This is a genomic window from Micromonospora sp. NPDC005413 (genome assembly GCF_040606435.1).
Taxonomy (GTDB): Bacteria; Actinomycetota; Actinomycetes; order Mycobacteriales; family Micromonosporaceae; genus Micromonospora.
In genome coordinates this window covers 279,483-306,229 of sequence record NZ_JBEXEV010000003.1, presented here as the reverse complement: position 1 = coordinate 306,229, position 26,747 = coordinate 279,483, and the positions used below count along the sequence as shown (strand labels likewise).

23 protein-coding genes are annotated in these 26,747 nt (G+C 69.0%); 15 read left to right on the top strand and 8 right to left on the bottom strand.

The annotated features are described in order from the left end of the window. The first annotated feature begins 6 nt into the window (after window positions 1–6). The 4 genes from ABZS37_RS07200 to mmsB (ABZS37_RS07185) all read left to right on the top strand — a co-directional run bounded on the left by ABZS37_RS07200 (window position 7) and on the right by mmsB (ABZS37_RS07185) (window position 5,979). Window positions 7–1,662: an alpha-galactosidase gene (locus tag ABZS37_RS07200; RefSeq protein WP_355166406.1), complete on the top strand. Its 1,656-nt coding sequence runs from the start codon at window positions 7–9 to the stop codon at window positions 1,660–1,662. Between the two features lie 309 nt (window positions 1,663–1,971). Then, complete coding sequence (gene chvE, locus ABZS37_RS07195; RefSeq protein WP_355166404.1) at window positions 1,972–3,114, top strand: multiple monosaccharide ABC transporter substrate-binding protein; 1,143 nt, start codon at window positions 1,972–1,974, stop codon at window positions 3,112–3,114. Window positions 3,115–3,193: 79 nt separating this feature from the next. Then, entirely contained in the window at window positions 3,194–4,732 is a 1,539-nt protein-coding gene (gene mmsA, locus ABZS37_RS07190; RefSeq protein WP_355166402.1) for a multiple monosaccharide ABC transporter ATP-binding protein, read from the top strand. Then, window positions 4,729–5,979, top strand: a complete 1,251-nt coding sequence (gene mmsB, locus ABZS37_RS07185) for a multiple monosaccharide ABC transporter permease (protein WP_355166400.1) — start codon at window positions 4,729–4,731, stop codon at window positions 5,977–5,979. The genes mmsA (ABZS37_RS07190) and mmsB (ABZS37_RS07185) overlap by 4 nt, the downstream gene beginning before the upstream one ends. A 63-nt stretch (window positions 5,980–6,042) precedes the next feature. Here mmsB (ABZS37_RS07185) and ABZS37_RS07180 read toward each other — a convergent pair whose 3' ends face one another. Further along, a complete protein-coding gene (locus ABZS37_RS07180; protein ID WP_355166538.1) occupies window positions 6,043–6,729 on the bottom strand; it encodes a metallophosphoesterase in 687 nt (228 codons plus the stop codon). Between the two features lie 182 nt (window positions 6,730–6,911). On the opposite strand from ABZS37_RS07180, the gene ABZS37_RS07175 reads away from it, so the two are divergent. Next, a complete protein-coding gene (locus ABZS37_RS07175) occupies window positions 6,912–8,078 on the top strand; it encodes a peptidoglycan DD-metalloendopeptidase family protein (protein ID WP_355166398.1) in 1,167 nt (388 codons plus the stop codon). A 64-nt stretch (window positions 8,079–8,142) separates the two neighbouring features. Further along, window positions 8,143–9,519, top strand: coding sequence for an N-acetylmuramoyl-L-alanine amidase (locus ABZS37_RS07170; protein ID WP_355166396.1), 1,377 nt, complete (start codon window positions 8,143–8,145; stop codon window positions 9,517–9,519). A gap of 27 nt (window positions 9,520–9,546) precedes the next feature. Here the strand turns inward: ABZS37_RS07170 and ABZS37_RS07165 are convergent, their stop codons facing one another. Together ABZS37_RS07165 and ABZS37_RS07160 are read right to left on the bottom strand one after the other, a co-directional pair. Further along, a complete protein-coding gene (locus tag ABZS37_RS07165; RefSeq protein WP_355166394.1) occupies window positions 9,547–10,128 on the bottom strand; it encodes a TetR family transcriptional regulator C-terminal domain-containing protein in 582 nt (193 codons plus the stop codon). Between the two features lie 52 nt (window positions 10,129–10,180). Then, entirely contained in the window at window positions 10,181–10,846 is a 666-nt protein-coding gene (locus tag ABZS37_RS07160; protein ID WP_355166392.1) for a hypothetical protein, read from the bottom strand. Between the two features lie 177 nt (window positions 10,847–11,023). On the opposite strand from ABZS37_RS07160, the gene ABZS37_RS07155 reads away from it, so the two are divergent. Both ABZS37_RS07155 and ABZS37_RS07150 read left to right on the top strand, forming a co-directional pair. Next, window positions 11,024–11,680, top strand: coding sequence for a M23 family metallopeptidase (locus ABZS37_RS07155; protein WP_355166390.1), 657 nt, complete (start codon window positions 11,024–11,026; stop codon window positions 11,678–11,680). Between the two features lie 103 nt (window positions 11,681–11,783). After that, a complete protein-coding gene (locus tag ABZS37_RS07150) occupies window positions 11,784–12,014 on the top strand; it encodes a DUF2188 domain-containing protein (protein WP_355166388.1) in 231 nt (76 codons plus the stop codon). A gap of 61 nt (window positions 12,015–12,075) precedes the next feature. Here the strand turns inward: ABZS37_RS07150 and ABZS37_RS07145 are convergent, their stop codons facing one another. Together ABZS37_RS07145 and ABZS37_RS07140 are read right to left on the bottom strand one after the other, a co-directional pair. Further along, window positions 12,076–13,098: a DUF4331 family protein gene (locus ABZS37_RS07145; protein ID WP_355166386.1), complete on the bottom strand. Its 1,023-nt coding sequence runs from the start codon at window positions 13,096–13,098 to the stop codon at window positions 12,076–12,078. 113 nt (window positions 13,099–13,211) lie between these two features. Next, entirely contained in the window at window positions 13,212–14,330 is a 1,119-nt protein-coding gene (locus tag ABZS37_RS07140) for an ROK family transcriptional regulator (RefSeq protein WP_355166385.1), read from the bottom strand. An 89-nt stretch (window positions 14,331–14,419) separates the two neighbouring features. Here ABZS37_RS07140 and ABZS37_RS07135 point away from each other — a divergent pair, with 89 nt between their 5' ends. Continuing rightward, on the top strand, window positions 14,420–15,718 hold the full coding sequence (locus tag ABZS37_RS07135) for a YbiU family protein (RefSeq protein WP_355166384.1): 1,299 nt from the start codon (window positions 14,420–14,422) through the stop codon (window positions 15,716–15,718). Window positions 15,719–15,776: 58 nt separating this feature from the next. On the opposite strand, the gene ABZS37_RS07130 is transcribed toward ABZS37_RS07135, so the two are convergent. Next, window positions 15,777–17,036, bottom strand: coding sequence for a family 16 glycosylhydrolase (locus tag ABZS37_RS07130; RefSeq protein ID WP_355166382.1), 1,260 nt, complete (start codon window positions 17,034–17,036; stop codon window positions 15,777–15,779). Window positions 17,037–17,439: 403 nt separating this feature from the next. Here ABZS37_RS07130 and ABZS37_RS07125 point away from each other — a divergent pair, with 403 nt between their 5' ends. Then, on the top strand, window positions 17,440–17,838 hold the full coding sequence (locus tag ABZS37_RS07125) for a hypothetical protein (RefSeq protein WP_355166380.1): 399 nt from the start codon (window positions 17,440–17,442) through the stop codon (window positions 17,836–17,838). 264 nt (window positions 17,839–18,102) lie between these two features. On the opposite strand, the gene ABZS37_RS07120 is transcribed toward ABZS37_RS07125, so the two are convergent. Both ABZS37_RS07120 and ABZS37_RS07115 read right to left on the bottom strand, forming a co-directional pair. After that, window positions 18,103–18,933, bottom strand: a complete 831-nt coding sequence (locus tag ABZS37_RS07120) for an alpha/beta hydrolase (protein ID WP_355166378.1) — start codon at window positions 18,931–18,933, stop codon at window positions 18,103–18,105. Then, the gene (locus ABZS37_RS07115; RefSeq protein WP_355166376.1) at window positions 18,930–19,514 is read right to left on the bottom strand and encodes a TetR/AcrR family transcriptional regulator; all 585 of its coding nucleotides are present in this window, start codon (window positions 19,512–19,514) and stop codon (window positions 18,930–18,932) included. The genes ABZS37_RS07120 and ABZS37_RS07115 overlap by 4 nt, the downstream gene beginning before the upstream one ends. A 681-nt stretch (window positions 19,515–20,195) precedes the next feature. On the opposite strand from ABZS37_RS07115, the gene mmsA (ABZS37_RS07110) reads away from it, so the two are divergent. The 5 genes from mmsA (ABZS37_RS07110) to ABZS37_RS07090 all read left to right on the top strand — a co-directional run bounded on the left by mmsA (ABZS37_RS07110) (window position 20,196) and on the right by ABZS37_RS07090 (window position 26,746). Further along, on the top strand, window positions 20,196–21,743 hold the full coding sequence (gene mmsA / locus ABZS37_RS07110; RefSeq protein WP_354994013.1) for a multiple monosaccharide ABC transporter ATP-binding protein: 1,548 nt from the start codon (window positions 20,196–20,198) through the stop codon (window positions 21,741–21,743). Beyond that, window positions 21,740–23,038, top strand: coding sequence for a multiple monosaccharide ABC transporter permease (gene mmsB, locus ABZS37_RS07105; protein ID WP_354994012.1), 1,299 nt, complete (start codon window positions 21,740–21,742; stop codon window positions 23,036–23,038). The genes mmsA (ABZS37_RS07110) and mmsB (ABZS37_RS07105) overlap by 4 nt, the downstream gene beginning before the upstream one ends. Window positions 23,039–23,089: 51 nt before the next feature. Beyond that, entirely contained in the window at window positions 23,090–24,193 is a 1,104-nt protein-coding gene (locus ABZS37_RS07100) for a sugar-binding protein (RefSeq protein ID WP_355166374.1), read from the top strand. Between the two features lie 169 nt (window positions 24,194–24,362). Further along, window positions 24,363–25,568, top strand: coding sequence for an ROK family transcriptional regulator (locus ABZS37_RS07095; protein ID WP_355166536.1), 1,206 nt, complete (start codon window positions 24,363–24,365; stop codon window positions 25,566–25,568). 155 nt (window positions 25,569–25,723) lie between these two features. Next, a complete protein-coding gene (locus ABZS37_RS07090; protein ID WP_355166372.1) occupies window positions 25,724–26,746 on the top strand; it encodes an ATP-binding cassette domain-containing protein in 1,023 nt (340 codons plus the stop codon). Window position 26,747: the final 1 nt, after the last annotated feature.

Here is a 26,747-nt window from a genome sequence, read left to right as displayed (position 1 = left end):
GGCTCGATGAACCGCATCACTCGAGGTCGTCGCTGGGGCAGCGTGCTGGCGGCCGGACTTCTACTCGCCGGCGCTCTGGTCGGCCTTCGCGCCCCAACGGCGCAGGCACTGGACAACGGCGTGGCACGCACGCCTCCCATGGGTTGGAATTCGTGGAACTCGTTCGGTTGCAACATCAACGAAGCGCTGATCCGGCAGACAGCGGATGCGATTGTCAGCACCGGGATGCGGGACCTGGGCTACCAGTACGTCGTGGTCGACGACTGCTGGTTCAACCCCAACCGGGACGGCTCCGGCAACATCCAGGGCGATCCGGGCCGGTTCCCCAGCGGGATGAAGGCGCTCGGCGACTACCTGCACGCCCGGGGCCTGAAGTTCGGCCTCTACCAGGTGCCGGTCGACAAGACCTGCGCACAGTACTTCGGCGCCTACCCCGGGGCGACCGGCAGTCGAGGCCATGAGGCGCAGGACGCGCGCCAGTTCGCCGCCTGGGGCGTCGACTTCCTCAAGTACGACTGGTGCTCCCCGGAGGGCAGCATCGACGAACAGGTGACCACCTTCGCCCGGATGCGGGACGCGCTGGCCGCCACCGGCCGACCCATCGTCTACAGCATCAACTCCAACAGCATCCACGCCAAGACCGGCCCGCAGCGCAACTGGGGCGACGTGGCCAACATGTGGCGTACGACGGAGGACATCACCAACGCGTGGAACACCGGCCAGACCAACGGCTACCCGATGGGCATCCAGAACATCATCGACGTGACCGTGCCGCTCGCGTCGTACGCGAGGCCGGGTGGCTTCAACGACCCGGACATGATGGAGGTCGGCCGTGGCGGCATGACCGACACGGAGATGCGCAGTCACTTCGCCATGTGGGCGATCATGGCCTCGCCGCTGATCGCCGGCAACGACGTACGCAGCATGAACTCCGCGACGCAGACCATCCTCAAGAACCCCAACCTGATCGCGATCAATCAGGACGCGCTGGGGCTGCAGGGGACGCAGGTCTCGTTCGACGGCACCCGTCGGGTGCTCGCCAAGCGGCTCGCCAACGGTGATGTCGCCGTCGCCCTGCTCAACCAGGGTGGGTCGACGACGACGATCTCGACCACGGCGGCTGCCGTCGGCAAGTCCGGGACCTCGTTCACGCTTGTCGAGGCGTGGTCCGGTGCCACCAGCTCCACCAGCGGGGCCATCAGCGCCAGCGTGCCGTCGCACGGCACTGTGGTGTTCCGGGTCAGCGGTGGCGGGACGACTCCGCCGACGACCCCACCGCCGACCACGTCGAGCGCGTTCGCCAGTGCCTCCTCCGGCCGCTGCCTCGATGTTCCGGCGAGCAACACCACCAACGGCACCCAGCCGGTGATCTGGGACTGCAACGGCGCCGCCAACCAACGCTGGACCATCAATGGTCAGACCCTGCAGTCGCTCGGCAAGTGCCTGGACGCACCCCTCAACGCCACGGCCGGTGCCCGGGTGCAGATCTGGGACTGCAACGGCGGGGCCAACCAGCGGTGGACGATCAACTCCAACGGCACGATCAGCGGCGCGCAGTCCGGGCTCTGTCTCGACGTCAACAACAACGGCACCGCCAACGGCACCACGGTGCTCCTCTGGACCTGCACCGCGGCGGCCAACCAGCGGTGGTCGCAGCGGTAGTCGATCGGGTCCGCCGACCGATTAGGTCGCGGTAGCCCACCTGATCCTGCCGCAGTTGGTGCCCGCGGACGACGACCGTCGTCCGCGGGCACCAACCTGTGGGGCTTGCACCGACGACCCTGAGTCGCCACGACCTCCGCTTCACAGCGGAGCGGCCAGGTGGCTACGCTGCTTCAATGCCTCCGTTACGAGACCGTGACACCGGTATTTCGGATCAGGTGTTGACGCAGTCAATGTGAGCGCTAACACTACCCGAAAGATGACAGTTGGCCCCGGCAGTCGGCGGGGGAGTCCGGAGAGGAGAAGCCCGTGGGCAGGAAAATCCTGGTTGCTCTCGGCGGCGCGGTGCTGGCGCTGAGCATGGCGGCGTGCAGTGGCGGAGGTGCGGGCAGCGGTGGTGACACCAGCGGCGACAAGCCCGGGGACCTGACCATCGGCGTCTCGATGCCGACCCAGACCTCGGAGCGGTGGATCGCCGACGGCAACGCGGTGAAGTCGAAGCTGGAGGCGAAGGGCTACAAGGTCGACCTCCAGTACGCCGGCGACGACATCCCCACCCAGTCGCAGCAGGTCGACCAGATGATCACCCAGGGCGCGGACGTCCTGGTCATCGCGGCGATCGACGGCACGGCGCTCAACAGCCAGCTACAGGCTGCGGCCGACGCGAAGATCCCGGTCATCTCCTACGACCGGCTGATCCGTGGCAGCAAGAACGTCGACTTCTACGTCAGTTTCGACAACTACAAGGTTGGCGTCGCCCAGGGCACCGCGCTGCTCGTCGGTCTCGGCCTGCTGAACAAGGACGGCTCGAAGGGCACGGCCAAGGGGCCGATGAACATCGAGCTCTTCGCCGGGTCGCTCGACGACAACAACACCCAGTACTTCTTCGGCGGCGCGATGGACACGTTGAAGCCGTTCATCGACGACGGGACGTTGACCGTCAAGTCCCGCCAGACGACCCCCGAGCAGGTGGCGATCCTGCGGTGGCAGCAGGAGGCCGCGCAGAAGCGGATGGAAAACCTGCTCACCTCCGCCTACAACGACGGTGCCGTGGTCAGCGGCGTGCTGTCGCCGTACGACGGCATCTCCCGCGGCATCATCACCGCACTGCAGAACGCCGGCTACGGCAGCGGCGCGAAGAAGCTCCCGGTGGTGACCGGCCAGGACGCGGAGATCGCCTCGATCAAGCTGATCAACGACGGCGTGCAGAGCTCCACGGTCTTCAAGGACACCCGCCTGCTGGCCGACCAGGCCGTGAACGCCGCCGAGGCGTTCCTGCAGAAGAAGCAGCCGCAGGCCAACGACACGAAGACGTACGACAACGGTGTCAAGGTCGTCCCGGCGTACCTGCTGCCGTTCGCGACCGTCTACAAGGACGACATCAAGGCGACGCTGATCGACTCCGGCTACTGGACGGCGGAAGAAGTCGCCGCCGGTCAGGCCAAGAAGTAATCCATCCGTCGGGCTCGGCGGTCCCCGCCGAGCCCGACGCCATGGCGTAACGCGTCCGACCTGACAGAGGGCAGTGACAATGGACGACACCATCCTCGAGATGCGCCGCATCACGAAGACCTTCCCCGGGGTGACCGCGCTGGAGGACGTCACCCTCGCGGTGCGCCGGGGGGAGATCCACGCCATCTGTGGCGAGAACGGCGCCGGCAAGTCCACCCTGATGAAGGTGCTGTCCGGCGTCCACCCGTCCGGTTCGTACGACGGCGAGATCCTCTTCGACGGCAAGCCGATGCAGTTCCGGGGCATCCGGGACAGCGAGGCCAACGGCATCGTCATCATCCACCAGGAGCTCGCCCTGGTGCCGTACCTGTCGATCGCGGAGAACATCTTCCTCGGCAACGAGCGGCGCAGTCGCGGCGGGCTCATCGACTGGAACCGGGCCAACGCCGAAGCGGCTCAGCTGCTGGCGTCCGTCGGGCTGCACGAGAACCCCGTCACCCCGGTCATCCAGCTCGGCGTCGGCAAGCAGCAGCTGGTCGAGATCGCCAAGGCGCTGTCGAAGAAGGTGCGCCTGCTCATCCTGGACGAGCCGACCGCAGCGCTCAACGACATCGACTCGGCTCACCTGCTCGATCTGTTGCGGGCACTCAAGGACCAGGGCATCACCTGCATCATGATCTCGCACAAGCTCAACGAGATCACCGCCATCGCCGACTCGACCACCGTCATCCGCGACGGGCGCGCGGTGGAGACCCTCGACATGAAATCCGACGAGGTGACCCAGCAGCGGATCATTCGGGGCATGGTCGGGCGCGACCTGGACAGCTTCTACCCCGACCGCGAGTCGTCCCCCGGCGAGGAGGTTCTCCGGATCGAGGACTGGACGGTGCGGCACCCGGTCCAGGACCGGATGGTCGTCGAGGGCGTCGGCCTGTCCGTACGCGCGGGCGAGGTCGTCGGCATCGCCGGGCTGATGGGGGCCGGGCGGACCGAGTTGGCGATGAGCGTGTTCGGTCGGTCGTACGGGCGCGACATCCGGGGCCGGCTCTTCGTCCGCGGGCGGGAGGTGCACGCGCGCACCGTCGCGGAGGCGATCGACAACGGCATCGCCTACGTCACCGAGGACCGCAAGCGGTACGGCCTCAACCTCATCGACGACGTTCGGCGCAACGTGTCCGCCGCCGCCCTGGACCGGCTGTCCCGCCTGGGCTGGGTGAACGGCAACGAGGAGATCAAGGTCGCCGAGGCGAGCCGGCGGGAGATGAACATCCGGACGCCCAGCGTCATGGCGGTGGTCGGCAAGCTGTCCGGCGGCAACCAGCAGAAGGTCGTGCTGTCGAAGTGGCTGTTCACCGACCCGGATGTGCTGATCCTGGACGAACCCACCCGGGGAATCGACGTCGGTGCCAAGTACGAGATCTACACGATCATCAACCGGCTGGTGGCCGCCGGTAAGGCGGTGATCATGATCTCCTCCGAGTTGCCGGAGCTGCTCGGCATGTGCGACCGCATCTACACCCTCGCCGCCGGCCGGATCACCGGCGAGATGCCGGTGGGTGCAGCGACGCAGGAGAGCCTCATGGAGCTGATGACCAAGGACAAGGAGCTCGTCGCGTGACCAGCATCAAGACCCCCTCGACGGAGCGCCCGACGCCCCCGGACAGCACGCCCGCCGCCGCCCTGCACAGCGGAACGAGCGACCTGCGGGCGCTGGTGTTGAACAACCTGCGGCAGAGCGGGATCTACGTCGCCCTGGTCGTCATCGTCGCGCTCTTCGCGCTCCTGACCGACGGGGTGTTGCTGAGCCCCGGCAACATCACCAACATCGTCCTTCAGTACTCGTACATCCTGGTGCTCGCGATCGGGATGGTCATCCTGATCATCGGTGGGCACATCGACCTGTCGGTGGGGTCGGTGGTCGCGCTGACCGGGGCGGTCTCCGCCGTCCTGGTGATCCAGCAGGGCTATCCGTGGTGGGTCGGCGTCCTGGCCGCGCTGGCGGTTGGCGTCGCGGTCGGCGCATGGCACGGGTTCTGGGTGGCGTACGCCGGCATTCCGGCCTTCATCGTGACCCTGGCGGGGATGCTGCTGTTCCGGGGTCTCACCCTGCGGGTCCTCGACAACATCTCGCTGTCGCCGTTCCCGGCCGAATACCAGCGGGTCGCGGCGGGCTTCCTCAACGGACTGCTCGGCGGGCAGGGCTTTGACGCCTTCACGTTGCTGATCGGTGCCGTCGCCGTGGCCGGGTACGCGGTGAGCGGCTTCCGCACCCGCGTGGCGCGCATCCGGTACCAGCAGCCCGTCGAGTCGTTCCCGCTGTTCGTCGCGCGGGTCACGGCGGTCGGCGCGGTCATCATGTACTTCGCCTGGCAGTTGGCGCACGCCCGTGGGCTGCCGATCGTGCTGATCATCCTGGCGGTCCTCGTGCTGATCTACGGCCTGCTCACCCGGCGTACCGTCTTCGGTCGACAGGTCTACGCGATCGGCGGAAACCTGTCGGCGGCGGCGCTGTCCGGGGTGAAGGTCCGCACCGTCAACTTCTGGATGTTCGTCAACATGGGCTTCCTGGCGGCGGTGGCCGGCGTCATCTACTCCTCGCGGTCGAACGGCGCCCAGCCCGCTGCCGGCAACATGTTCGAGCTGGACGCGATCGCCGCGGCCTTCATCGGCGGTGCGGCGGTCACCGGCGGGGTGGGCACCGTGGTGGGCGCGATGGTCGGCGGTCTGATCATGGCGGTGATGAGCAACGGCATGCAGCTGATGGGCGTCGACCAGTCGACGCAGTCAGTGGTGAAGGGCCTCGTCCTGCTCGTCGCGGTCGCCTTCGACGTCTACAACAAGCGCCGCGCCGGCGCAGCCCGCTGACCTGTCGACGGTACGCACGTGCCCCTGCTCAACAGGTGAGCAGGGGCACGCGCTTGTCAGCGTTCAGTGGCAGCTGCCCGTGTCGCTGTCGCTGTAGGTCTGCCCCGCCACCGGCACGAACTGCCAGTCGTAGCTGCCGGAGTGCAGGGTGAACTTCAGGACCCCCCACGCCGAGCTGTTGCGCGCCTCGCTGTTGGGCTGGATGGTGCCGAAGCTGTAGTGACCCGCACCGCCCATCCCGGCGACGAAGCTGCGCATACCCCGGCTGGAGTCGGCGCCACCGGCCGGGTTCATCGGCCCGAACCGCTCGTACACGTGGTTGTGCCCCCACACCACGACGTCGGCGTTGTAGTCGTAGAGCGCCTGGTACAGCGGACGCGTCGACGTCGACGGCGCGTGGTTGGAGCTGGACGTGAACAGCGGGTGGTGCCAGTACGCCAGGGTGCACGGCTTGCTGCTGGCGGCCAGGTCCGTGCGCAGCCACTGCTCCTGCGTCGAGCCGGCCGACATGCTGATGTTCGAGTTCAGCGACACGATGTGCCAGTTGCCGAGGTCGAACGAGTAGTAGCCGCGGCCGCTCGGGCCGGCCGTCGTACCGAAGTAGTTGTAGTAACCGGTCGCGCCCGACGTGTTGTAGTCGTGGTTCCCCGGCGACGGGCGGGTGCGCGTCTTGTGGCGACCCCAGGTGGGCTCGTAGTAGCTGGTGAACTGTGACGCGGTGCCGCTGTCGTAGACGTTGTCACCGAGAATCGCCGTCCCCGCTCACCTGACCGCCTTGGTGCCGGGCTCACTGTCTCGTAGAAAACCTTCGATCAATTCGTTGACTTTGACAGTTTGTGCCACAACAATCGTCATCAACATTTATATCCATCTCTGCTTGTCCTCCTGCCGGTACGAGGCACCCACGGCGGTTCTGCGAAGGTGAGGTCACGATGAGACACGGTCGACGATGGGTCGGCGGCGCAGCCGCGACCCTGTTGATGGTCACCAGCCTGATCGGGGTGGCGCCGGGCGTCGCCGCCGCAGCCGTCACCCCCGCGCTCACCGCCGCGGTGACCGCCAAACTACTGGGCGCCGCCGAGCTGTCCGTCGCAGGTGCGCAGCGGGACACCCGGGTCACCGTCAGCCGCACCAGCGGCCGGTGGGCGTTCGGCACCGCCGTCGCGCTCGCGCCCCGACAGGAGGACGCCCACCCGACCGGCTCGATCTTCATCGCCCGATCCGAGCCCGCCGGGTGGCGGATCGCCTTCGACGGCGAGGCCGCCTTCGGTGAACTGGCTGCCGAATCGCCCCTGGTGACGGGCCAGGAGAAAAGCGTGCTCACCACCACGCCGGCCCCGATGTACGCGGGCGGCGACTTCCGGACCGGGATGGCCCTGCCGTTCGGTGTGGGCCAGACGTGGACGCTCACCAGCGGCCCGCACGGCTGGGGCGGAACCGAGTGGCCGTACAGCTCGGTCGACCTGGCCGGTGGTGACCAGGTGGTCCGCGCGACCCGGGCCGGAACGGCGTACACGATGTGTCAGGGGTGGATCCGGGTCATCCACGACCGGGGCTACTCGACCGACTACTACCACCTGTGGAACAGCATCTCCGTCAACGGCGCGGGCGTCGGGCAGGGCGCTGTCCTGGGCAACACCGGCACCGACGTCACCTGTGGCGGCGCAGCCTACGGCCGGCACGTCCACTTCGGGCTGCGGCAGAACAGCGCGTACGTGCCGATCGCCGGCCACGACATCGGCAAGTGGGTGCTGGCCAACGGCGGCGCCGCCTACCAGGGCGGGGCACGGCACGGGTCGGCCTGGGCCGGTGTCGGCGGCGGCCTCTACAACTACGGCGCGCTCGGCTTCAACCAGGGGGTGGTCGACGCGAACGGCGGTGGGGTGCTCACCCGACGTGCCGGGCCGGGGACCGGCTACGGCTCGCTCGGCTCGGTGGCCGACGGCGCCACCGTCACCATCTCCTGCTCCGCCAACGGCACCTCCCACACCGGGCGGTACGGCACCACGGCGCTCTGGAACCGGCTGAGCGACGGCAGTTGGGTGTCCGACGCCTACCTGTCGACGGGTGTGAACGGCCCGATCAACGGCTGGTGCTGACGAGTTCGACCGCCGAGGTTGGCGGCTCACGGGCCGCCAACCTCAGTCACCGCAAGGAGTGCTCATGTCCGTTCGAAGCTTCCACCGAGCCCGGCTCCTGCTCGCCCTGACCACCGCCCTCGCCGGAGTCGTCACGGTCGCGTCACCGGCCGCGGCCGATCCCAACGGGACGTCAGCGTCGTCCCGCCCGCTGGCGACCGCGTTCGACACCGCCGCCGCACGGTACGACGTTCCGCGCGACCTGCTGGTGGCACTCGGATATGCCGAGTCGCGGCTGGACATGCACCGCGGCGCGCCGAGTGCGGCCGGCGGGTACGGGCTCATGCACCTGGCGAGCAACACGCAGGTGCACACCCTGGAGGAGGCGGCAACGCTCACCCGGCTCACTCCGGGCGCGCTGCGGGCCGAACCCGCCGCGAACGTCCTCGGGGCGGCCGCCGTGCTGCGCTCGTACGCCGATCAGGCCGGCCTCACCGACGTGGCCCGCGACGACGTGAACGGTTGGTACGGACCGGTCGCCCGGTACGGCGGCGCCACCGAGCCGTCGGTCGCGCGGCTCTACGCGGACACCGTCTACGACCTGCTGCGCGCCGGGTTCACCTCGACGCGCGGCGAGACGGTGGTCGGGCGGGCCGTCGCGCCCCGGCGGGGTGGCCTGGAGCGGGCCGCCGTGCTCGGTGGGATCGGCACCCTCAGCACCGACTACGGGCCGGCCGCGTGGGCGCCGGCCAGCACGAGCAACTACACCGTGGCCAGTCGACCGGGCAGCCACCCGGTCACCCGCATCGTCATCCACATGACGCAGGGCTCGTACGCCGGCGCCATCGGCTGGTTCCAGAACCCGGCAGCCCAGTCCAGCGCGCACTACACCTTCCGATCCTCCGACGGGGCGGTCACCCAGTCGGTGCGGGAGAAGGACATCGCCTGGCACGCCGGCAACTGGACCTACAACACCGGGTCGATCGGTATCGAGCACGAGGGGTACGTCGACAATCCCGCCTGGTTCACCGATGCGATGTACCGCGCCTCCGCCGTGCTCACCCGCAGCCTCGCCACGAAGTACGGCATACCCAAGGATCGGGCGCACATCATCGGGCACGCCGAGGTGCCCAGCGCCAGCCACACCGACCCGGGCCCGAACTGGAACTGGACCTACTACCTGCAACTGGTCAACGGGATCACCGGCATCGGCTCCGGCACCGTGAGCACCAGCGCGAGCACCCTGAACGTGCGCTCCGGCCCCGGTGCCAGCTTTCCGGTCGTCGGCTCGGTCGCCGACGGTGCCACCGTCGCCATCTACTGCCAGGCCGTCGGAAGCACGGTCACCGGCCCGTACGGCACCACGTCCGTCTGGGACCGGATCGGCACGAATCGCTACGTGTCCGACGCCTACCTGCTGACCGGCTACGACGGATACATCCCGAACGTGCCGCGCTGCTGACGCGGTTCGGCACCTGACCGCGGTCGCTCAGGCGCCTGTCGGCGAGCCAAAGAGCAGGTCCAGCTGGGCGTCCAGCGCGCCCAGCGCCTGCTCGGCGGTGTACTGCCCGCCCAGCAGATAGAGGCCCAGCCCTTCCATAAGCGCCAGCAGGCCGGCAGCGGCGGCGTCTCCATGCCCGTCGGGCAGGACGCTGGCGATGAACTCGGTGAGCTGCCTGGTGTCCTCACGCAGGCCCGGCGCGGCGGCCGGACGCACCGCCGTGTAGGCGAGGAACGCCAGTGCCACCCGTCCGTCGTCACGGGTCCGTTCGTCGAGCGGTAACAGCGCCGCGATCATGGTGCGCAGCAGAAGCCGGGGGGAGGGGTTCTCACCCAGGCGGGCCAGGGCCTCGGTGACCCGGATCTGGCCGCGCTCGCGGACCACTGCCAACGCGAACGCCATCATCTCGTCCTTGGTCCGGAAGTAGTGCTGGACCATCCCGGCGGACACGCCGGCCTCGGCAGCGACGTGGCGGAGGCTGACGGCCTCCAGGCCCTGGTCCGCGGCGACCCGCATCAACGCGTCCGCGATGAGGGTGCGTCGCTCCTGGTGATCGACCTTCTTGGGCATGACCTCGATCGTTTCACAGTGGGTGGTCCGGAGACTCCGCCCGCGTGGGCACCTATCGGCTGACCGCTCCGGTCGCGGGGGTGCCGCGAGCACTGCGTAGCAGGCCGGCCGGGTCGTCGGCATACAGCCGCACCTCGTCGACGGGCTCGGTCCGGCCCCTGGCCAGGTCGAAAGTCATCGGCCGGCGCAACCGGACGTCGACGCTGGTCTGACTGCCGACCGAGATGTGCAGCACCCGGCGGTCTCCCTCCTGCTCTATCTGCACGGATCTGCTGGAGGGCAGCGAGCGATAGCGCTTGTGCAGCGCCTCGACGTCCGTCCACGGGATCCACAGGTCGATGCCCGAACTCAGCCGCACCCGCAGGCCCGTGTCGCCCACGACGTGAGGGTGGATCTTCATGCTCGCGAGGAGGCCGAGCATCCAGAGCAGGCCCCAGACGCCGAGTACGAGCACGATCCAGCGAGCCGGTCGCCACGGCACCACGTTGCTGACGATGAGGTCGAAGATGGGAATCTCGATCGCCGACAGGGCGATGAAGATGCCGAGGATCGGCTTGACCACGTCGAGATAGCCGAACGGGTCGTCGCCCGGAGCCAGCGACAGTGGCCTGCGCCGTGCCCACACGTACAGGCTGCGCCACATCGCGCCCTCGGCTGCGGCGGCCCGGCGTAGCAGCGGGCCGATCGTGGCCCGGGCTGGGGGGTTCGTGTCGATCATTCCTCGTCCTCCGGGTGGTGATCGGGAGGTCGGCGCGATCATCCGCGAGCCCACCCTCTAGGCAATACGGGTGCATTGCAACCCACCGTACCCCGTTTGGCAATGCGACTGCAATCCCATCGGGTCGGGGTGAACGGCGGACCGCGACCCGCAACGGACGCCTTGCCGGCGTCTGCCATGCTCGGGCCGGTGACGACCGGCCGCCCCACCAGAGCCCGCACCCATCGCCGCCCGCGGAGCCGGACCATCGGCCTGCTCGTCGCACTCGTCGCGTTGGCGGTCGTCGTCGGCGTGGCCCTGGTCGTCGTGCCGCTGCTGCGGCCGGTGGGCCCACGCCCGCTCTTCCAGATGCCGGTCACCTGCGGGGAGACCTGGCAGCTCAGCACCTATCCCGGCCACGACGACTACGACGTCGACCTGTTTCCGATCGAGGGCGAGGCGTGGGGGCGACCGGTGCTCGCGTCCTACGACGGAACCGTCACCGTGGCGGGCATCAACGGGTCACTGGGTGGGCGTACCCCGGAGAACCCGGAAGGTCCGCGCGGTCGCGGCGGCGGTTACTGGGTGAAGATCGATCACGGCGGCAAGTGGGAGACGCAGTACCTGCACATGCTCGAACCGCCGCTGGTGAAGGTCGGTCAGCAGGTCGCGCAGGGTGACCAGATCGGGCGACTCGGCAGCACCGGCAACTCCGGCGCGCCACACCTGCACTACGAGCAGCGCCGAGGCTGGGACAAGGTCGAGACCTATTTCGACGGTACGGCGTCGGGCATCACCACCGACGAACGCGAACAGACGCTCCGGCGGGTGAGCAACAACTGCGGCCCGGTCTGACCGTCAACGGCGTCGGGCCGTCTCCCGCGCCCGGCGGGGTTTTCCCCGGCACGGCTCAGGGCACTGAACCGGTGGACAGTTCAGACGCGGAAAGGAGCCGGCGATGGTCAAGGGTGACGTTGACACTTACCACGAGGACGGGCAGTGGAAGAACCGCCCGGAGGGCAACGAGCGGGCCAGCAGCACGCACGGCTCCAAGGCCGACGCGCAGGCGCAGGGTCGCGAGATGGCGGCCGACCGTGGCGTGGAGCACGTGATCAAGAAGCAGGACGGCACGATCGGGGAGAAGAACACGTACCCCCGCAGCCGTGACCCCCGGGACATCGAGGGCTGACAGCTTCCAGCCCCTGTGGACTGACCCCTTCGGCGTGGCCGACGGGGTCAGTCCGCTTTTGTCAGGCCGGAACCACGTACGGGAACGTGTCGGCGCGAGCGCTCCTGGTCACGTCCGCCGTGAGACCGGAGGTCATGGCGGTGTTCAGCACCAGGGCGAACATCACCTCGGGCGCGTTGTCGGCCATCGTGCGGCCGTTGCGGGCGGCGAAGCCGTAGTTGGCCGCCGTCCCGACCTTGTACGACAGCACGTCGGGATAGAGCTGCCGCGCCACGCTCCAGCCGTACGCCTGCGGGTCCGGCGCGGTGCCGTTCGCGGCGACGACCCCCGCGACCGCCGACGCGATCCCCTCGCCGTCCTCCTTGAGATCGTTGCTGGGGTGCCGGACGTTGGCCGGGTTGGAGAAGTCGGTGTCGGTGGGCCAGAAGATCGGCCACATCATCGGGTGACCAGCGCGGTTGATCTGGCGCCACCCGCCGGCGTCGGTTGCCAGCATGGTGCGACACCAGACACCGATCTCGGTGCCGTCGCGCAGCAGCGGCTCGTCGTGGGAGACCTCCAGGACGATCGACTCGACGGTCGTGCCGGCGAAGGTGTTCGTGGCCTTGTCGGCTCGCCAGGTCGAGTGGTCCACCTTCGCGCCGTTCTGGACCGCGCCGTTGATGGTCGCGAGCCCGTTGAGGTCGACGAAGAACGGGTCGGTGATCCGCCCGGCCCAGACCCGGGCGTTGCCGCCGGTCGACACCTCTCCGGTCCGGCCCTGGACGATGGGCGTGCCCATGGCGGCGTCGTCGCGGGCATCCGCGCTGGTGAGCTCGTAGAGCTGGAACGTCTGCCGACTGTCCCCGTCCGGCTCACCGAAGGCGAACCGGTAGGTCAGTTCCTCGGTCTCCCCGCCGTTGAGGTGAATCTTGAACTCGTACCGCGCCTCGGCGTGGAAGCCTCGCTTGATGTCAGCCTTCGTCACCGAGCTGTTGACGTCCATGACGAACACCGTGGAGCGGTCGCCGCCGAAGACGAACAGGTCGTCGATGAAGAGCTGGCCGCTCTTGGCGGCGAGAGGGGTGTCAAGGTGGTGCGACATGGGTTCACTCCTGGCGGGGTCGGACTTTCAGGAACAATCCGAACATAACGCCCGTGTTGTCGCTTCCTCGCGGCAACGGCGGAAGCGGCCCCGTACGCGCCGATGCCGGCGGGTCAGAGCGCCCGCTGGGCGATGATGGCAGCGCGGAGACGGTCGAGGGCCTCCGCGCGGGCGCCGGTCAGGGACGGCTCCTCCGCCAGCCGTGCCGGGCGTACCTCGACGTGGCGGGGCATCCGGGTGAAGGCCGTGGTGATGGCGTCGAAGATCGCGGGGTGGCCGCCCCAGGGGCCGCCGATCATCACCAGCCGCGGATCGGTGAGCGCGACGACGGCGGCGAGCACGCCGCTGACAGCGCGCCCCAGCGCCGCCCTGCCGGCCGCCGGGAGAAGGCGGACGCGCTCGACGTCGATGGCCGTCGTGCCAGCGTGGCGGAGGTCGAGGTCGTCGAACACGTCGATGAACCGGGTTGCCCGGTCGTGCGGGCCGATGGTCACCAGGTGCGCGATCTCGCCAGCGACCCCGGTGTGGCCCCGGCGTACCGCGCCGTCGCTGACGACCGCGCACCCCAGTCCCTCGCCGAGGAAGACGTACGCGAAGTCGTTCAGGCCCGCCGGATCGATGTCTCGTTCGGCCTGCGCCGCCCAGTTGACGTCGTTGTCGACGATGACCGGGCCGGCGACGTGTGGCGTCAGCACCTCGACCGGGTCGAGTTCGCCGAGCAGGAACGGGGCGTCGGGCAGCCGAATCAGTCTGCCGGTGGCGCGTTCCACCGGGTCGGCGGCGCTGACGACCGCCAACCGGATGATTCCTTCGACGCCGTCCTGTGCCCGCGTTGCGGCAGTGCGCAGCGCAACCGTCACCTGCTCGGCCGTGGCCGGCCGGCTGATGTCGTGCCGGGTCCGTCCAACGATGTCGCCGTGGGCGTCGACCCGCTCCACCACCACCCCGTCCGGGGCGATGCTGATGGCCAGGGCGGTGCCGACACTGTCGGCGAGGGCGTAGTACGAGCCGACGCGGCCCCGGCCCCGCCCGCCGGGGGTCCGTTCCCCGGTGTCCACGACCAGGTGGGCTTCGGTCAGTCGGCGCACACTCTCGCCCACCGTCGGCTTGGACAGGCCACTGCGGGCCGCCAGATCAGCCCGGGTCAGCCGTCGTTCCCGCATCAACTCGCGCAGCACGTGCTCGTCGGTCAGCGAGCGGAGCAGCTCCAGTGAGGGCTTGACGATGGTCACGTCACGATTCTAGGCAGGAGCCTTGCCTAGAAGGGCCCAGTCCCCCTACAGTCTTCCAAGAAGGAGCCCTTACTAGAAGGAGTCGCGCCATGGACGCCCACCCCGTACTGGCTGCGGCCCCGCTCCCGGCCCTGCCGCACTGGGAATCGACCCCCGCCGACCTCACCGCCGCGATCCGCGAGATCAAGGCCGCGCTGCGGGCCCGGATCGAGGCCTCCGGCCGTACGGTCGAGGAGGTGTTCGCGGTCGTCGAGCAGCGGGTCCGGGCCAGGGCCGAGGAGATCGCCGCCGCGCGGGACCGGGGCGAGACGATCTGGCCGATCATCGAGTACGCGGACATCGCGGCCGGCACGGTGCCGGCGGAGGCGGTGGCGAAGCTGCGCCAGCGGGGTTGCCTCGTCGTGCGTGGCCACTTCGACCGCCAGCAGGCCCTCGACTGGGACCGCGACATCGTCGACTACGTGGACTCCAACGAGTTCTTCGAGGCCTACCGCGGCCCCGGCGACGACTTCTTCGGCAGCGTGGGGTCCAAGCCCGAGATCTACCCGATCTACTGGTCGGCAGCGCAGATGCAGGCCCGTCAGAGCGACCGGATGGCCCGGGTGCAGGCGTTCCTCAACAGTCAGTGGAAGCACGAGTCCGAGGGCGTCCGCTGGTTCGACCCCGATCGTGACTCGCTCTACCCGGACCGGATCCGCCGCCGGCCGCCGGGCGCCGACTCCAACGGACTGGGCGCCCACCTCGACCCGGGCACCCTCGACCTGTGGATGACCGAGGCGTACCAGACCGCCTTCCGGCACCTCTTCGACGGAACGGTCGAGCAGTACGACCCCTGGGACGCCGCCCACCGCACCGCCGGCCCGCAGTATCCCGGCACCACCATGTGCTCGGCCTTTCGCACGTTCCAGGGCTGGACCGCCCTGTCAGACATGGACCACGACCAGGGGGTGCTGCACACCGTCCCGATCCCGGAGGCGATGGCCTACCTGCTGCTCCGGCCGCTGCTGGCCGACGTGCCCGCGGACGACATGTGCGGCGTCACGGTCAACCAGGTCTTCCCCGTCAGCGAGACGTGGCACCCGCTGCTCATGGACGCCCTCGCCGGCATTCCCGACGTGCGGGCGGGCGACTCCGTGTGGTGGCACTGCGACATGATCCACAGCGTGGCGCCGGTGCGGGACCAGCAGGGTTGGGGCAACGTCATGTACATCCCCGCGGCCCCGTGGTGCCCGCGAAACGAGCGGTACTCGGTCGCCGTCCGCGAGGCCTTCCAGGACGGGTCCAGCCCGACCGACTTCCCGGCCGAGCACTACGAGCGCGACTGGCCCAACCGCTTCCAGCCCGACGGCCTGAACTCCACGGGGCGGCGCGGTCTGGGCCTCGACTGATCGTCGCCACGGGGGCCGCCCGGCCATGTCGTCGGGCGGCCCGCTCGTGTCGGTGTCGTCAGATGCGGGACCACTTCTGGTTGGCAGCGCCAAGGCAGTCCCAGAGGTGCAGCTTGCCGCCGTTGTTGGGGTTGGCTTCCCGGACGTCCACGCACTTGTTGGCGTTGAGGTTGACCAGGTCGCCGGCCCCGTTGAGGGTGAAGCGCTGGGCCGGATTGCCGTTGCAGGTGACGAGGTTGACCTCCGTGCCGTTCGCGGTGCCGGCCCAGGCGGGGTCCATGCACTTGCCCATCGCGCGGACGGTCCCGTCCGAGGCGAAGGTCCAGGCCTGCGCGGCGGTGGTGTTGCAGTCCCAGATCTGCAGCTTGGCGCCGTCGACCGGGTTGGCGCTGGGGATGTCGATGCAGCGACCGCTCTGCGTCCCGCGGATCCGGCTGGTGCCGGGAGCGGGGTCGCCACCACCGCCGGAGGTGTAGCTCGACACCCGGACGTAGTCGACGAGCATCTGCTGCGGGAACTGCGTGGAGCCGTCCGGGTAGCCGGGCCAGTTACCGCCGACCGCCACGTTGAGGATCATGAAGAACGGGTGGTCGAACACCCAGCGGTTGCCGCCGAGGCGGGCGGGGTCGACCCGGTGGTACTGCACCCCGTCCACGTACCAGGTGATGACGTTCGGCTCCCAGTCCACCCGGTAGGTGTGGAAGGCGTCGGCGAGCGGGCTGCCGAGGGTGCGACTGCCGGTGATGCCTCCGCCGCCGGAGTACCCGGGCCCGTGCACGGTGCCGTAGACGGTGTTGGGCTCCTTGCCGACGTTCTCCATGATGTCGATCTCGCCGGCGTCGGGCCACCCGCCGCCGGTGCCGAGCATCCAGAACGCCGGCCAGATGCCCTGGCCGCGCGGGATCTTGATGCGGGCCTCGAACCGGCCGTACGTCTGGGTGAAGGTGGCCGCGCTCAGCAGCCGCGCCGACGTGTACTCGCAGCGCCCGTAGTGGCACTGGTAGTTGGCGGGGTTGTCCCGGCGGGCGGTGATGACCAGGTTGCCCTGGCCGTCGTGGACGGCGTTGCTGGTGCTGTTCGTGTAGTACTGCCGTTCGTTGTTGCCCCAGCCGCTGCCGCCGATGTCGAACCGCCACTTGTTCTGGTCGACGGGCGTTCCGGCCGGGGAGTTGAACTCGTCCTGCCAGCTGATCGGGCCGATGGCGGCCTCGGCCCGGTCGGATTGTGCCGGGAGGACGAGCGCCGCGGCGGTCGCGACGAGGGCGACCGCCGCGAGTACGACAGGGCGAAAGCGGAGGCGGGGGCGGGCTGTGAACACGGGAGGCTCCTCAGCGAGGGGGTGGCGGAGGCTGCGCGCCAGAGAGGCAGAGAGCGCTCTCTAGAGCGAAGCATGTCGATATCATGGCTTTCTGTCAAGAGTGTTTCCAATGCGACGACCGTCCGTTACCGCCTGATGCTGACCAGTGAGCGGCGGGCCGTCGGGCCGGCGGGGATCGGCCACGGGGTGACGCCGGTCCATGCCTCCGAGATGGACGGCGACCGCCCGCCGGAAGAGTCGTCGACGTGCCCGTCGACGTGCGGTCGCGTTACTCGATAGCGGTCGAATCGACCCTTCCTATTGCCGTGGGACGTCCACGCGGGACAGGATGACGAGGCGCGCAGGAAACCTCCCCGTAACCTGCGCGCTGCTGGTCTCTGTCACAAGGAAGTGGGAGTCAGTCATGAGCGACGCGTCGACGGCGCTGGGTGTGCGCCTCTACCCGGACCTGGTCGAGCGGGGTGGTCTGGCCCCCGCGCTCATCGAAACCGCTACTCGCCACGGGCTCGATCTCGGTCGGGTGACCGCTCCCGAGCAGGGACGGAGCCGGTTCACCTGCGCCGAGCTGCACTCCGACCAGGGCGTGGTCTGCGTGGGGTTGGGATCGCAGGCCCGATACTTCATGATCGACCTTCGGGTCTCGGGAGAGGTCCTCGCGCGGGGCGACGTCATGGACCTGGTGCAGGTCGCCCAGGTGGCCTCGGCCTGGCGGGCCGGGCTGACGTTCGCCGAGCTCACCGCCCGATTCCCGTTCATGGAGGAGATCAAGCACCGCCCGGCGCCGGTGGCCCAGGTCAGCTAGCCGGCAGAGCCGGCCGCGGCCGTTCGACGGTTCTTCGTCCGAGATTCGAGCGGCCACGTCCTCGACATCCTCGCCCATCCGCCATCGTGACGCATGCAAGATCGTGCTCGATCCTGGATGTAGTGGTGTCGACGCCGGGGGGAGCGCACTACATCCCGGAAGTAGCACGATCTTGAGCGGCGGAGCGACGGAGCGGGGCGGCGGGGCTGAGCGGCGGAGTCTCCGCACCGGCGAGCCGACGGGCGGCCACCTCGGCGAGTTCGGCTACGCCGAGACCTCGGCGAAGAACTGCCGCAGAGCGTCGGCCACCAGGGTGGGTGCCGTCATGGTCACGAAGTGCGACTGGCCCGGCCAGACGACGTAGCGCGCCGCGCGGATCGTCGTCGCGAGGGTGTTCATCGTCGTGGGCATCGGCTCCCACGTGTCGGCGCCGGCCAGCAGGAGCGTCGGCACGCTGATCGAGGACCACCGGGTGATGTCCGTGCTGTCCTCGGCGAGGGCTTCAAGATCGTGCAGCCAGCCGATCGCCGAACGCCTCGCCTCGACCGGGTCGGGCCTCCGGTCTCCGGCCGCGGCGGCGAATGCGGCGACAACCTCCGCCGGAACCCGTGTCACGTCGTTCAACGCCGCTGCCATGGCCTCGGCGTCGTCACGCTCGAAGGCGGAACGGTACCGGCCGAGCAGGGGTGCCGTCTCCGCTCCGGCCGCGAAGAGCGGTGGCTCGAAGATGGCCAGCGAGCGTACGTCGCGCGGATCAGCCGACGTGGTGTGCAACGCCAGGGTCGCTCCGTAGGACGCTCCGACGAGATGGACCGGCTTGCCCGAGGGCTGGCGTGCCGCCTCGATGACGGTAATCAGGTCGGCGGTGTCGTCCTTGAAGGACTTGGTGCCGGGAGGGGCGTCGCTGGGACCGTATCCGCGCCGGGCCGGCATCCACACCTCGTGGTCGTGGGCGAGGTGCTCCGCGACGGCAGCCCATGAGTGCAACCCGCCGCCCGAGCCGTGCACGAGGACGACGGGGTCGCCGGCACCCAGGCGCCGGACCACCAGGCGGGTTCCGTCGGCCGACTCGACGTGCTGATCGTGGGTGTTCACTTCTGCTCCCGAGTGCCGGTTGGCCAGTTGCTCAGAGTGGTGTGCACGGCGTCGAGGATCGAGTGCCAGGACGCGTCGACAGCGCGGGGATGCCCGAAACCGTCGACCGCTTCGAGACTGGCGAAGCCGTGAAAGGTGCTGCGGACGAATCGCACCGCGTCGGTCAGAGCCGGCTCGTCGAGCCCGTACCCGCGCAGCATCGCGTAGCTCAGCTCGATCAGGCGCAGGTGCCCCGCCGAACTCGTGCCGACCTCGGGCGGTAACTGGAGCTGCGTCGCGGCGTACTGCCCCGGGTGCGTGACGACGAACGCGCGCCAGGCGTCGGCGAACCCGACGAGGGCCTGCTGGCCTGCTCGACCAGCCACGGCGATCGCGAGTTCGTCGGCGAACGCGGCCGCCGCCCGGACCGCGACCTGCTCGATCAACGCGTCGCGACTGCGGACGTGCACGTACAGGGCGGCGTCCGAAACCCCGAAGTGCCGGGCGACGGCCGCAACGGTCAGCCGCGACAGACCGACCGAGTCCGCCAGCTCGGCTGCGGCCGCCGAGACGCGCGCGCTTGTCAAACCCTGCCGTGGCATACCGAACCTTTGACCCGCTAGGAAATAACTTAGGGGCCCTAAGATAGCACCACAGCGAGCCCGCTCTGCCGGACCAGGGCATGAACGGCCCAGTCGGGGGAAGACCGGCTGTTCCGTCGTGATCAAGGTGGTGCTGCACCCGAGCTGAGGTCGGTTCGGCGTGCGCGCCGCCCCTCGTACGGTCATGATCCGCACTTAAGGGACGCCGAGGCACTGATCCGTCCCCTGGTGTCCCGGCGCTGGCAGCTGACCCTTGTCGATTCGTTCCTCCAGCGGAGGCGTGGGTCACACCGGCCGGCCGGGTGTCGTCGTGGCGCCCCGGGGGGCGGCGGGGGAGCCGGCGCTCGATCACGATCATTGATGCGCCGCCGGCGCCGTGCGCTGACGGGCGTCCGACCCGCCGCAGGTCGTGCCTGGTGGACAGCTGCCGGAGCCGATCGGCGGTGTCGTCTGCGGCCCGGGAGGGTGCCGCGGCCGGACCCGCGGTTCCGGGAGGGGTTGCCGGGATTGCTGTGGCAGGCGAGCACTCTGCTACATCTATATTGCCGAATTGTTACATTTTCAACAGGCTCTCGCCTTGCGGATGGCCCTCCGGCCGCAATACGTTGCCGTCAACAACAAAACCGAGTGAAGGTCAAACCTTCCGGAGGCAACGATGACGTTGGCGAGGTGGTACGAGCGATGAGCGACGTGCCCATCCTCCTTGAGATGCGCTCCATCACCAAGGAGTTCCCCGGAGTCAAGGCCCTCTCCGACGTCAACCTGGTGGTTCGCGCCGGCGAGATCCATGCCATCTGCGGCGAGAACGGCGCGGGCAAGTCCACGCTGATGAAGGTTCTCAGCGGGGTCTACCCGCACGGCACCTACGAGGGCAAGATCGTCTACCAGGGGTCGGAGAGCAAGTTCTCCGACATCCGGGCAAGCGAGAACGCCGGAATCGTGATCATCCACCAGGAGCTCGCGCTCATTCCGGGCATGTCGATCGCCGAGAACATCTTCCTCGGCAACGAACCGCGCAAGCGGGGCGCTATCGACTGGAAGGCCGCGAACCGGATGGCGCTGGACCTGATGGCCCGGGTCGGTCTGCAGGAGGACCCGGACACCCTGATCAAGGACATCGGGGTCGGCAAGCAGCAGCTCGTGGAGATCGCCAAGGCGTTCGCCAAGGACGTGAAGCTGCTCATCCTGGACGAGCCGACCGCAGCTCTGAACGAGGCCGACTCCCGGCACCTGCTGGACCTGCTGCGTGGTTTCCGCTCCCGCGGCATCACCTCGATCATGATCTCGCACAAGCTGAACGAGATCGAGGCGATCGCCGACCAGATCACGATCCTGCGTGACGGCCGGACCGTGGAGACCCTGGACGTCAAGGCGGACGGGGTCGACGAGGACCGGATCGTGCGGGGCATGGTCGGCCGCGAGCTGAGCAGCCGGTTCCCGGACCACACTCCGAAGATCGGTGAAGTCTTCTTCGAGGTCCGCGACTGGAACGTCCGGCACCCGATCTCCGCCGACCGGCAGGTCTGCAAGAACGAGAGCTTCGTGGTGCGCCGCGGCGAGATCGTCGGCTTCGCCGGCCTGATGGGCGCGGGCCGCACGGAGTTGGCGATGAGTGTCTTCGGCCGCTCCTACGGGGTGTTCGAGTCGGGCACGATCATCAAGGACGGCAAGGAGATCGTCCTGAAGTCGGTCGCGGACGCGATCGACAACGGGCTCGCGTACGTCAGCGAGGACCGCAAGGCGATCGGCCTCAACCTGCTCGACGACATCAAGTCGTCGACGGTGGCCGCCAAGCTGTCCAAGATCTCGCACCGCGGCGTCCTGAGCGAGGTCGAGGAGTACCAGGCGGCTGAGGCGTACCGCAAGGAGTTGCGGACCAAGGCCCCGACGGTCGATGAGAGCGTCTCGAAGCTCTCCGGCGGCAACCAGCAGAAGGTCGTCCTGGCGAAGTGGATGTTCACCGACCCGGACCTGCTGATCCTCGACGAGCCGACGCGCGGCATCGACGTGGGTGCCAAGTACGAGATCTACGGCATCATCCAGCGGCTCGCCGACCAGGGGAAGGGCGTCGTCGTCATCTCCTCGGAGCTGCCTGAGCTGATCGGGCTCTGCGACCGCATCTACACCGTGTTCGAAGGCTCCATCACGGGCGAGATCGCCCGGGCGGACGCCACCCCGGAAAACCTCATGAAGCAGATGACCTCGACGAAGAAGATGCTGACACGATGAGCCGATTGAAGGACCTTCAGAAGAACCTGTTCGGAGGCACCACCTCCAACGCTCGCCAGTTCGGGATGATCTTCACCCTGGTGGCGATCGTCGTCCTGTTCCAGATCCTGACCGATGGCCTCACCCTTCGGTCGGACAACCTGATCGCGCTGTTCCAGCAGAATTCGTACATTCTGATTCTGGCCATCGGCATGCTCATGGTGATCGTGGCCGGGCACATCGACCTCTCGGTCGGCTCCGTCGCCGCCTTCGCGGGCATCCTGGTGGCCAAGTCGATGGCCGACTGGTCGCTGCCCTGGCCCGTCGCCATCCTGTTCGGCCTCGGGATCGGTGCCCTCATCGGTGCCTGGCAGGGCTTCTGGGTGGCGTACATCGGGGTGCCGGCGTTCATCGTCACCCTGGCCGGCATGCTGCTGTTCCGTGGTGGCAACCAGTACATCGGTAACGCCAACACGATTCCGGTGCCGGAGGGCTTCCGGGAGATCGGCTCGGGCTTCCTGCCCGAGTTCGGTCCGAACACCGGCTACAACAACGCCACGCTGCTGCTCGGTCTGGTCGCGGCGGTGGCGGTGGTGTGGCGCGAGATCCAGGCCCGCAAGACCCGTCGGGCGATGGATGCCGACCCGGCGCCCATGTGGATCTCGATCCTGCGGATGGCCATCATGGTCGGGGCGATCGCCTTCGCATCGCTGCGCTTTGCCAGCGGTCGCGTCGGCACCAGCTTCCCGATCTCCGGCATCATCCTGCTGGTCCTGGTGATCGCGTACTCCTTCTACACCCGCAACACGGCCGGTGGCCGGCACATCTACGCGGTGGGCGGCAACTCCCGGGCAGCCGAGCTGTCCGGCGTGAAGCTCAAGCGGGTCAACTTCTTCGTCATGATGAACATGTCCGTCCTGGCCGCGCTGGCCGGCATGATCTTCGTGGCCCGTTCGGCGGCCTCCGGACCGCAGGACGGCAACGGCTGGGAGCTGGACGCCATCGCCGCGGTCTTCATCGGTGGCGCGGCCGTCTCCGGCGGTATCGGCACCATCAGCGGCTCCATCGTTGGTGGTCTCGTCATGGCCGTGCTCAACAACGGCCTGCAACTGATGGGCGTCGGCACCGACCGCGTTCAGATCATCAAGGGCCTGGTCCTGCTGCTGGCCGTGGCGATCGACGTCTACAACAAGAGCCAGGGGCGTTTCTCCGTCATCGGAAGTCTGATGCGACCGTTCCGTCGCGAGGACTCCGCCCCACCCGGCTCACCGCCGGACGCGGAGCGCGAGCCCGCCAAGGCAGCGGTGTCCGGCTGACGGCCACCGACCTCTCCACCCTTCTCCACCTTCAGAAAGGCAAGTCCTCACATGCGTAAATCTTTCGGCACCTCGGTGGTGGCCATCGGTGCCGCCGCCATGCTGGCCCTCGCCGGCTGCGGCTCCGGCCGCGACGACGATTCCGGCAGCTCCAGCGGTGACACCAAGGGCTTCGCGGCGAACTCGCTGATCGGTGTCGCCCTCCCGGCCAAGACCTCGGAGAACTGGGTCCTCGCCGGTGACCTGTTCAGCAACGGTCTCAAGGAGGCCGGTTTCCAGGCTGACGTGCAGTACGCCGGCGCGTCGACCACGGTCGCCGACCAGCAGGCTCAGATCACGGCCATGACCACCAAGGGTGCCAAGGTCATCGTCATCGGCGCGACCGACGCCGCGCAGCTGTCGACCCAGGTCGCGGCGGCCCACGCGGCCGGCGTGAAGGTCATCGCGTACGACCGGCTCATCACCAACACGCCGGACCTCGACTACTACGTCGCGTTCGACAACTTCAAGGTCGGCGAGCTCCAGGGCCAGGCCCTGCTCGACGGCATGAAGGCCAAGAAGCCGAACGGCCCGTACAACATCGAGCTGTTCTCCGGCTCGCCGGACGACAACAACGCCGGTGTGTTCTTCAACGGCGCGATGAGCGTGCTCAAGCCGGAGATCGACAAGGGCAACGTGGTCGTCGCCTCCAAGCAGACCGACGTCAAGCAGACCGCCATCCAGGGCTGGAAGGCCGAGGGTGCGCAGGCCCGCATGGACCAGCTGCTGACCTCGACCTACGGCAGCAAGGAGCTGGACGGCGTCCTCTCCCCGAACGACACGCTGGCCCGCGCGATCCTGACCTCGGTCAAGGGTGCTGGCAAGCCGACCCCGGTCGTCACCGGTCAGGACTCCGAGGTCGAGTCGGTCAAGTCGATCGTCGCTGGCGAGCAGTACATGACGATCAACAAGGACACCCGCAACCTGGTGAAGGAGACCATCAACATGGTCAAGGCTCTCCAGGCCGGTGACGCCCCGCAGGTGAACGACACCAAGTCCTACAACAACGGCAGCAAGGTCGTCGACACGTACCTGCTCCCGCCGGTCGCCGTCACCAAGGCGAACGCGGCTGAGGCGTACGCCAACGACCCGAAGCTCGCGCCGCTCACCAAGTAATCACCACACGGTAGGCAGCAACGCCGATGGGTCCCGGATCTCCTCTTCCGGGACCCATCGTCGTCCTTGCACCCCCGCACCACCCGGTACCGACCCGGAAGGAGGTCTGACCGTGGCGACACCCGTCCGGTCCAGGCCAGCCGGCGTCGGCCGCAACACCGAATCCCGGCTGCCGTCGGTCCCCAGTGCCAGCCAGGAGGAGGTCCGGCGGCAGAACCTCGGCGCTGTGCTGCGCTACGTCCACCTGCACGGGCCGACGTCCCGGGCCGAGCTGACCACCCGACTCGGCCTCAATCGCAGCACCATCGGCGCCCTCGCGGCTGATCTGGCCGCCAGCGGCCTGGTGACCGAGGAGGCGCCGACCACCGCCCGTCGTGCCGGCCGCCCCTCGCTGGTGGTCAGCCCTCGCTCCGATCGGGTCTACGCGCAGGCGCTGAGCATCGACGCGGACCGACTGCGTGCGGCCCGGGTGGGCCTCGGCGGGCGCATCCTCGACCTGCGCGAGGTCGCCCGCCCCAGCGGGATGTCGACGGTCGACGCTGTCGGGCCGCTCGCCGACCTCGTCCGCGACATGGAACGCTGCGTGGCCGCCGACGCGCTGCTCGTCGGCGGAGCGGTCGCGGTCACCGACACCACCCGGGACGCGGACGACAGGATCCGGATCGTCGGCATCGACGGAACCCTCGGTGCCGCGCTCGATGCCGAACTCTCCGCCGGCCCGGGTTTCGTGGCCGGAGATCTCGCCGACATCGCCGGCTTGGCCGAGCACGTCCGCGGCGTGGCGGCGGGCGTCGATGACCTCATCTACCTGCACGGCGGCATGGGCATCAGCGCCGGCATCATCATGGGTGGCCGACTGGTGATCGGGCACCGGGGCCACAGCGGCAAGGTCGGGCACATGGTGGTCAACCCGAACGGGCTGCCCTGCGGGTGCGGCTCACGCGGCTGCTGGGAGACCGAGATCAGTGAGACCGCGTTGCTGCGGCACGCCGGCCGGGAACCCCACGACCGTGCAGCGGTGGCCGAGGTGCTGCGCGCGGCGGCGGACGGCGACCGGACTGCGCGGGAGGCGGTCGAGCGGGTAGCCGACTGGCTGGGCTTCGGCGTGGCCAATCTGGTCAATGTGGTCAACCCGGACGCCGTGGTGTTCGGCGGCTCGCTGGGCGACATCTTCACGGCCGGAGCGGGCGTGGTCCGCGAGCGACTGGACGCCATGCCGCTGGCGGTCTCCCGCGAGCACCTGCGCCTGGAGGCGGCGGTGCTCGGACCGGACGCCGTCCTGATCGGCGCCGCCGAGCTGGCCTTCGACAAACTCCTGGCCGACCCGCTGAACGTCGGCGTCGCCTCTCAGCTGAGGACCACAGAAACCGCGTAGCCCTCCGGGCCGATGCGCCAAGCGTGGTCGGGCTCAGCGATCACCTCGAACACCTGACCGTCACCAACAGGCCGCGATGCCCCATGCCGTTTGCCGCCGTAAGTGCTACCGTACGTCGTACGACAGGGGCGACGGTGGCATCGAGGGGGAGCGACGTGACGATCGGCGAGGACGCGATAATCGCGCAGGGCCTGCGCAAGCGGTATGGGAACAGGTACGCGCTGGACGGCTTCGACCTGCGGGTTCAGGCCGGCACGGTGTGCGGCCTGCTCGGCCCGAACGGAGCCGGCAAGACCACTGCCGTACGGATCCTCTCCACCCTGCTGCGCTTCGACGAAGGTCGGGCCGAGGTGGCCGGGTTCGACGTGGCACGTCAGCCCGAGCAGGTGCGCTACCGCATCGGGCTGGTGGGGCAGCAGGCCGCGCTGGACGAGATGCTCAGCGGCCACCAGAACCTCGTCATCTTCGGCCGGCTGTTTCACCTCGGCCCGAAAACGGCCCGGCGTCGCGCCACCGAGTTGCTGGAACGGTTCGGCCTCGCCGACGTCGGCGAGCAGCCGGTGAAGGCGTACTCGGGTGGTATGCGCCGGCGGCTGGACCTCGCCGCCGGGATGATCCTCACCCCGTCGGTGCTCTTCCTCGACGAACCCACCACCGGCCTCGACCCGCGCGGTCGCAACGAGGTCTGGGAGTCGGTCCGGGAGTTGGTACGCGCCGGCACCACCGTCCTGCTCACCACCCAGTACCTGGACGAGGCCGACCAGTTGGCCGATCGGGTCTCCGTGGTGGACGCCGGCCGGGTGATCGCCGAGGGCACCCCGGACGACCTCAAGGGCCGCCTCGGCGGCGACCGCCTCGACCTGGTCCTCCGCGACCGCGCCGATCTCGCCACCGCCCTGCCGCGGCTGAGGCAGGTGGTCGGGGTCGAGCCGCAGGTCGACCACGACCGGCGTCTGCTCAGTGCCCGGATCGGGGACCGGGCCGCCACGCTCACCACCGTGCTACGGGTGCTCGACGAGGCAGGCGTGCAGGTGGCGGACGTCGCGCTGCGCCGCCCCACCCTGGATGAGGTGTTCCTGCACCTCACCGGGCATCGACCGCAGCCCTCCGAGGACGGCACGACGCCCGGCGTCCGGACGGCCGGTGTGCCCGCCGACATCGAGGAGGTCCCGGCGTGAC

Bases quoted from the DNA above. Each gene is read 5' to 3' on its own strand.
- ABZS37_RS07200 (WP_355166406.1), top strand. From the start codon at position 7: ATGAACCGCATCACTCGAGGTCGTCGCTGGGGCAGCGTGCTGGCGGCC.
- mmsA (WP_355166402.1), top strand. From the start codon at position 3,194: ATGGACGACACCATCCTCGAGATGCGCCGCATCACGAAGACCTTCCCC.
- ABZS37_RS07175 (WP_355166398.1), top strand. From the start codon at position 6,912: ATGAGACACGGTCGACGATGGGTCGGCGGCGCAGCCGCGACCCTGTTG.
- ABZS37_RS07170 (WP_355166396.1), top strand. From the start codon at position 8,143: ATGTCCGTTCGAAGCTTCCACCGAGCCCGGCTCCTGCTCGCCCTGACC.
- ABZS37_RS07165 (WP_355166394.1), bottom strand. From the start codon at position 10,128: ATGCCCAAGAAGGTCGATCACCAGGAGCGACGCACCCTCATCGCGGAC.
- ABZS37_RS07160 (WP_355166392.1), bottom strand. From the start codon at position 10,846: ATGATCGACACGAACCCCCCAGCCCGGGCCACGATCGGCCCGCTGCTA.
- ABZS37_RS07155 (WP_355166390.1), top strand. From the start codon at position 11,024: ATGCTCGGGCCGGTGACGACCGGCCGCCCCACCAGAGCCCGCACCCAT.
- ABZS37_RS07150 (WP_355166388.1), top strand. From the start codon at position 11,784: ATGGTCAAGGGTGACGTTGACACTTACCACGAGGACGGGCAGTGGAAG.
- ABZS37_RS07145 (WP_355166386.1), bottom strand. From the start codon at position 13,098: ATGTCGCACCACCTTGACACCCCTCTCGCCGCCAAGAGCGGCCAGCTC.
- ABZS37_RS07135 (WP_355166384.1), top strand. From the start codon at position 14,420: ATGGACGCCCACCCCGTACTGGCTGCGGCCCCGCTCCCGGCCCTGCCG.
- ABZS37_RS07125 (WP_355166380.1), top strand. From the start codon at position 17,440: ATGAGCGACGCGTCGACGGCGCTGGGTGTGCGCCTCTACCCGGACCTG.
- ABZS37_RS07115 (WP_355166376.1), bottom strand. From the start codon at position 19,514: ATGCCACGGCAGGGTTTGACAAGCGCGCGCGTCTCGGCGGCCGCAGCC.
- mmsA (WP_354994013.1), top strand. From the start codon at position 20,196: ATGAGCGACGTGCCCATCCTCCTTGAGATGCGCTCCATCACCAAGGAG.
- mmsB (WP_354994012.1), top strand. From the start codon at position 21,740: ATGAGCCGATTGAAGGACCTTCAGAAGAACCTGTTCGGAGGCACCACC.
- ABZS37_RS07100 (WP_355166374.1), top strand. From the start codon at position 23,090: ATGCGTAAATCTTTCGGCACCTCGGTGGTGGCCATCGGTGCCGCCGCC.